Here is a 6,000-nt window from a genome sequence, read left to right on the forward strand (position 1 = left end):
TTAGATTTCGTCATTCCGCGGTGTAGACAACTCCAATTCAGTACCCGGGCGCGAGGCCGATCGCCATCGATACGTTGGGTCGGAACGACCGGATGACCGATTGACCCTGGTGGAAGAGCTTCATCTTCGCGATTAGAGAGCTGATCGTGATACCCGTCTGAAGCGGGCTCACAGATAGCGCTCGCAGGCGCTGACCGTGATGAACGCCGGTTCGCCAAATGCCTGATACACGTCCGTCAGCAGCCAGCTTCGTTCGGCCATCCTTGTCGCTATCGGGGATTGACAGTGCAGTTAAGTAACGCTCTGCGCCAGTTCGACGTGACTGATCCCATCAGAGCCATTGATCGGGGGCTTTAACACCCCTGCGGCAACCGCGTGTCCTATGCAGCCCTTGTCCATTCGTCGCCTCTCGCCATTGAAGTCGAGGAAAACAGGAATCGACTGCGTGCCGAGGTGCCACGAGATTCGTTTTAGATAGTCGTGGAAATATGCCTGTCTCGCCGTGGTAGGCGCCGGCGTGGTTTTCCCGATGCTGTCTGCGTCGATCGGTGAGGCCGCCTTGACGAAGACGTCCGAATGGCCGCTGAGCGGCTCGTAATCCATAGGCACCGCCATCCACTCGTGCATCATATCAAGCTCCCGCAACTCAGGTGTTTAGCTTGAAACAAAGCAGGCTCTCCGTCTAGATTGAGCAGGAGGCCTAGGGGGGGCACGACCGAATATGTCGCACATGCAAGTGATGGGGGAATCGCCGGGAGGGGGCTATGGATGATGCGGTGGCGAGCTATCTCGCAATCTTCACGCAGCGTGCCAAAGAGGCAGGACTGGACATGAGGCCGCCCGGAAAGAACTGGGCGCCGATGCGGGACATCGTGCCGGGCTCCCACGTCAGCTTGAGCCTTCGCCGTGACGCGATCCAGGTCAATCTGAACAACGAGCGCGATGAGGATCGCCGGCAATTCGAAAGCCTCTACCGTGAGCGTGCCACCATCCAATCAGCCATCGGCGAAAGCCTCTCTTGGGAGCAGAAGGATGGCCGCAAGAAGACGGCCGTCCGCGCGACGCTCAGTCGCGGCTATGGTGACCGCGACTGGGGTGAACAGCATCGCTGGGCGATCGGGATAATGCAGGCGTTCGAGAGGGAGTTCGGCTCCCGCCTCCGGGCCTCACCGGAGACGGAGGGGACTCGTTGAAGGATGAAGAATTCCGCGCATGGATGCAGGCGCATGGCCAGGCTCCAAACACCATCTCGACCCGGATAGCTGACGCCCGAAGGGTCGAGACGAATTACGGCGACCTCGATGAGGCGTTCGAAGCGGATGGCTTCGCGGCGATCCTTGAGGATCTCGCCTATTCCGCCGAAGATAACGCCGCAGGAAAGCCGAACACCTCAAAGATCCAGATCGATGGCGACGCATACAAGAGCCTGGCGTCGTATCGGTCGGCGCTTTCGGTCTATCGCCAGTTCCGCGAGAACGGCGCAGGGCCGAGCGACGGACAGTCACAGGCCGACCGAATTCGCGCGTTCGTGCTGAGGCAGATCGTCGAGCCGGCCCGCCGGGCGGGCGAGCACCGCTTTGCCGTGCGGGCGGGCGACGTTCACAAGCAAATGGGATTGCAGGACGCCATGCCGGCCGTTTGCAGCGCCATCGGCAGCAGGAAGTTCCAGGCCTTGGCAGCTGTTCGATTGGTGCGGCGCGAGGGGCCGGAGAACAGCTCGACCACCGCATTCACCTTCGAGAGGGTTTCCAGCGGGAGCTTCGACGTATCCCGCGCCGAGGCAATGCTGCGCGGGCGCTATGGCAATTCCGACGTCGATAGTCAGAAGATGGTCTCATTCACGCTCGTGGACGGCCGAGCCCTCGCGCTTCAGAAGGACATCTCGAAGGTCCAGCTCTGGCTTGAAGACGACGAATGGGCGGGTCCGCCGCCGGCACAGGAAGTGCAATCATACGCCGCCGACAAGGGCCGTCACTCCAACCTGCCCGGGCGTCTCAGCCATGCTCCGCCCTTCGATATTCGCAGCGCAGGGTTTCCGAAGGCCGTCCTTAGCGTCCGCGCATCAAGCGAGGGCGAACTGTTCAAGGTTCTTGACTGGTACGATAGTGCGGGAAACCGAACTGACCACCTTCAAATTAGAAATGCTGCGAGCACAGGCTCCGCCGGGGGAACGACCGTGGTACGACCGACTAACCTGATTCTTTACGGGCCGCCTGGTACCGGCAAGACCTTCGCGACAGCCGAGGAGGCGGTTAGGCTCTGTGACGGCTCGGTTCCCGCCAGCAGACGGGAGCTCAAGGCCCGCTACGACGCATTGATGGAAGCGGGGCAGATTGGCTTCGTCACCTTCCACCAGTCCTACGCCTATGAAGACTTCGTGGAGGGCCTCCGTCCGGTGACCGGTGATGAGGACGGCGTCGAGAGCCAGGCAGGCGGCTTCAGGCTTGAGCCGCGCAGGGGTGTCTTCCGGGAAATCTCGGCGCTTGCCGAGCAGGCGCGAAAGAGTGCCGGCCGGTCAGGCGGATATGATGTGGGCGATCACCAATTCTTCAAGATGTCTCTAGGGCGGGCCGGTGCCGAGGACCATATCTACGATGCCGCGATCGAGGGCGGCTACATCGTGCTCGGATGGGGCGGTGAGGTTGACTGGTCCGATCCTCGGTACGAGGATTATCAGGCGATCTTCGACAAGTGGAACGAGATCGAGCCCGGCACCAAGGGCAACAGTGGCAATATCTCGCAGGTCTGGAGATTCCGCGACAGCATGCGCGAAGGCGACATTGTCATCGTGTCGGAAGGGAATTCGCACTTTCGGGCCATCGGCGAGATCACCGGACCCTATCGTTATGAACCGACCGGCGAGCGGAATTACAATCATCGCCGGCCGGTGCGTTGGCTTCTGGTCCTTGACGAGGCGCTGCCGATCGACACGATCTACGACGGCACACTGACGAGGCAGTCGTGCTATCTGCTGAAGGAGGCGAAGGTCAAAAAGGAAGCTCTCTCCCGCCTTCTTCCCAGCGACGCTCCGGCTGATCCGTCAGCTCCCGACCAGTTTGTATTAATAATCGACGAGATCAACCGGGCCAACATATCGAAGGTCTTCGGCGAACTGATTACGCTCATCGAGCCCGACAAGCGCCTGGGCGAAAGCAACGAGCTTCGGCTCAAGCTGCCGTATTCCGGCGACACCTTCGGCGTTCCGGCCAATCTTCACATCGTCGGCACGATGAACACGGCAGACCGGTCCATTGCGCTTCTGGACACGGCGCTGAGAAGGCGCTTTCGCTTCAAGGAGCTGATGCCGAACCCTGACCTAGTGCCGGACGATATAGAAGGCATCAACGTGAAACGTCTCCTCCGGATCCTGAATGATCGCATCGAATATCTCTTTGATCGCGAGCACCAGATCGGCCACGCTTACTTCCTCGGCTGTACGACCAAGGATAGCATCGATGAGATCATGCGGGCAAAGGTGATCCCGTTGCTCGCGGAATATTTCTACGAAAACTGGGAGCGGGTCAGACAGGCCTTGGGCGAAATCGAAGACGATGGCGGCTTCATCCTCCGCCGGAAGCTGGCCCCCCTACCCGCCGGCGAAGGCGACTACCTGAATGAGCGGTGGCGGTATACCGTCCGCAACACGTTCAGCCATGAAGCCTACCGGCAGCTGACGGGATGATTCGCCGAAGCGTTCGCGAGTGGGATTATATCCCTATTGAGGAACCCGGCCCGGGTTCCTTCAGCAGGGCGGCCGCGGACCGGATCATCGAATGCGCGGCCGCTGTTCCGTCGGCCGGCCTCGACGCCGAGCGCATCTTGATCAACCACCCGAGGAAGCTGCGCGCCCAGCAGGTCGTCGGCGTCATCGCTGCCGATGGCGTGACGCTTGAGATCCTTCCAAAAATAGACGGGAACGAGAACGACGCAGCCGCGCGCCGAAGCCTCGTCCACATGCTCGCGGTCGTGCTCGATCTCGACATTGTCGAAGGCGGCCTGACCGACCTGGGTTGGCAGCGAGACGACCTGCTCGAAATTCTGATACGGCTGTTCTGCGATCGGCTCTTTGAGGCGCTCCACCGCGGTCTTCCTCGCCGCTACGTGCCACACGAAGATGACTTGGCGGCGCTGCGGGGCAGATTGGACGTCAAGCGCCAGTTCACTGTGCTGGCGGCTAGCCCGCAGCGGCTGGCGTGCCGCTTCGACGAGCTGAGCGCGGACATCGCGCTCAATCAGATCATGAAGGCGGCGGTGACGAAACTCGCCAAGGTAGCCAGGGCACCGGAAAACCAGCGACGGCTGGCTGAGCTTAGCTTTGCCTTCGCGGACATCACCGCAGTGCCGGTTGCAGCCCTTCCGTGGCAGCAGGTGGTTATCGACCGGACCAATCGCTCCTGGGCGCAATTGCTCGCGATCGCGAAGCTGTTGCTCGGGGATCGCTTCCAGACTACGAGCAGCGGTGACGCTCGCGGTTTCTCGCTTCTGTTCGAGATGAACAAGCTGTTCGAGGAGTTCGTCGGAAGGAGCCTTGCTCGCGCGCTGGCTGGAACCGGCTATGAGGTTCGTTTGCAGGGTCCGCGCAGCTATGCCTTGGCGGAAGTGCACACGGGGCAAAACCGGTTCGCCACGAAGCCGGACATCACGATCGCCAGCCAAGGTGCACCGGTGCTCGTCATGGACACCAAATGGAAACGCCTCAAGGGGGCCATCGATGATCCAAAGTATGGTGTCGGCCAGGCTGACGTCTACCAAATGATGGCCTATGCCCACGTCTACCGGTGCGAACGGCTGTTACTCCTCTACCCGCACCATGGAGGCTTGGGGTCGGAAACCGCTGGGCTGACCTGCGTGCATCGGATCAACGGGACCGACGACAGCAGGATTGGAGTTGCGACTTTGTCCCTCTCCAACCCGAAAGCGGCGGTCGGGCAGCTGAGGGATCTTCTGTTGGTCGACGAATTTCGCCTACAACCGAGGAAACCTGTGGCCGCCTAAAAATTTATGGCGAGAAGTCAGAAGCATACAGTCGCAGTGTTGGTGGTTCTAACTATCTTTCTGGGCGCCACACATTTATCATGCAAATTCAATGACGTAGATCATGCAATGGACGGTGCGAATAGTGCCGACGTTGCCGTGCTTTGCGCCCGCAGCTGGCGCCGCACCATGGCGGGTGAGACCCTTCCGTCCCGACGATATGCGGTACTATGCGCCGGAATTCTCAGTCGCCCTTTTTGCCAGTCTGCGGAAGCGATGCTCTGAAAGTGGCGGGGCTGGTGGCCGTTTTGCGCCATTGCGGCCGTCTGGTCGGCCTGCGGACAATCTCGCAACCCGCCGTGCGTTCAGCCGATGATCTGGCGGCAGCTACTGAGTGTTAAGCGGGCACTGCGCAGAACAGAGATTATATTGCGGCAAAGGCAGCCTGTCCGATAGCGTGCGCTGCGGGAAAGCCCGCGGCGAGATGATCGATAAGGGCTCGGACGGCCGGGGGCAGTCCGCGCCGTGTTGTGAAGACAAGATGCACTATTCCCTGCAAACCGCGCCATGCGGGCAGGACTCGCACAAGGCGTCCGGCGAGCAGGGCCCCATGGCAGACATGATCGGGCAGGATCGCAACCCCGAGTCCATTAATCGCCGCGTCGCGAACCGCTGCCATATCCTCGCACCCGAAGCGCGGCTCTACGCGGATGGACTTCTTGCCGCCGTCCTCACTTTCGAGATGCCATTCAAGGTCGTCGTCGGCATCGTTGGTCGCAAGTGCCGGGAGCGTCGCAAGTTGCTCAACCGACGCGATCTGGCTCGCGATCTGCGGGCTGGCGACGAGAATGCGGGTAGAGATGCCGAGCGATCGCATTGTAAGCCCGGCATCGCTGGTGAACGCGCTACGAACGCGCGAGGTGAGGTCTGGACTTGTAACGGTTTTGCGCCGGTCACCTATCTCATTATGCCACCTTGGCTTCGAACGCGAGTGGGCTGATGCCGCCCAGGTATGAATGGCGGCGA

At 60.9% G+C, this 6,000-nt stretch carries 5 protein-coding genes; 3 read left to right on the forward strand and 2 right to left on the reverse strand.

All coding sequences use genetic code 11. From position 1 onward, the window contains the following. Positions 1-291 precede the first annotated feature (291 nt). Positions 292-630 (reverse strand): hypothetical protein, encoded by a 339-nt coding sequence (locus tag ACFO3E_RS07810; protein WP_380803589.1) that lies wholly within the window; start codon positions 628-630, stop codon positions 292-294. A 134-nt stretch (positions 631-764) separates the two neighbouring features. Between ACFO3E_RS07810 and ACFO3E_RS07815 the strand changes: the two genes are divergently transcribed. From ACFO3E_RS07815 to ACFO3E_RS07825, 3 genes are read left to right on the forward strand one after another with little or no spacing between them, the layout of a single operon-like run. Continuing rightward, complete coding sequence (locus tag ACFO3E_RS07815; protein ID WP_380803592.1) at positions 765-1,193, forward strand: DUF4268 domain-containing protein; 429 nt, start codon at positions 765-767, stop codon at positions 1,191-1,193. After that, the gene (locus ACFO3E_RS07820) at positions 1,190-3,682 is read left to right on the forward strand and encodes an AAA family ATPase (protein ID WP_380803593.1); all 2,493 of its coding nucleotides are present in this window, start codon (positions 1,190-1,192) and stop codon (positions 3,680-3,682) included. The genes ACFO3E_RS07815 and ACFO3E_RS07820 overlap by 4 nt, the downstream gene beginning before the upstream one ends. Continuing rightward, positions 3,679-4,995 carry an McrC family protein gene (locus ACFO3E_RS07825; protein ID WP_380803595.1) on the forward strand — a complete coding sequence of 439 codons (1,317 nt, stop codon included), beginning with the start codon at positions 3,679-3,681 and terminating at the stop codon, positions 4,993-4,995. The genes ACFO3E_RS07820 and ACFO3E_RS07825 overlap by 4 nt, the downstream gene beginning before the upstream one ends. 403 nt (positions 4,996-5,398) lie before the next feature. Here ACFO3E_RS07825 and ACFO3E_RS07830 read toward each other — a convergent pair. Continuing rightward, positions 5,399-6,000: LysR substrate-binding domain-containing protein (locus ACFO3E_RS07830; protein ID WP_380803596.1), on the reverse strand; the 602-nt coding region annotated here is incomplete at its 5' end.

It is taken from the genome of Sphingobium tyrosinilyticum, from assembly GCF_042654265.1.
Lineage (GTDB): Bacteria > Pseudomonadota > Alphaproteobacteria > Sphingomonadales > Sphingomonadaceae > Sphingobium > Sphingobium tyrosinilyticum.

Coding starts and splice junctions, on each gene's coding strand:
- ACFO3E_RS07810 (WP_380803589.1), bottom strand. CDS start 630: ATGATGCACGAGTGGATGGCGGTGCCTATGGATTACGAGCCGCTCAGC.
- ACFO3E_RS07815 (WP_380803592.1), top strand. CDS start 765: ATGGATGATGCGGTGGCGAGCTATCTCGCAATCTTCACGCAGCGTGCC.
- ACFO3E_RS07825 (WP_380803595.1), top strand. CDS start 3,679: ATGATTCGCCGAAGCGTTCGCGAGTGGGATTATATCCCTATTGAGGAA.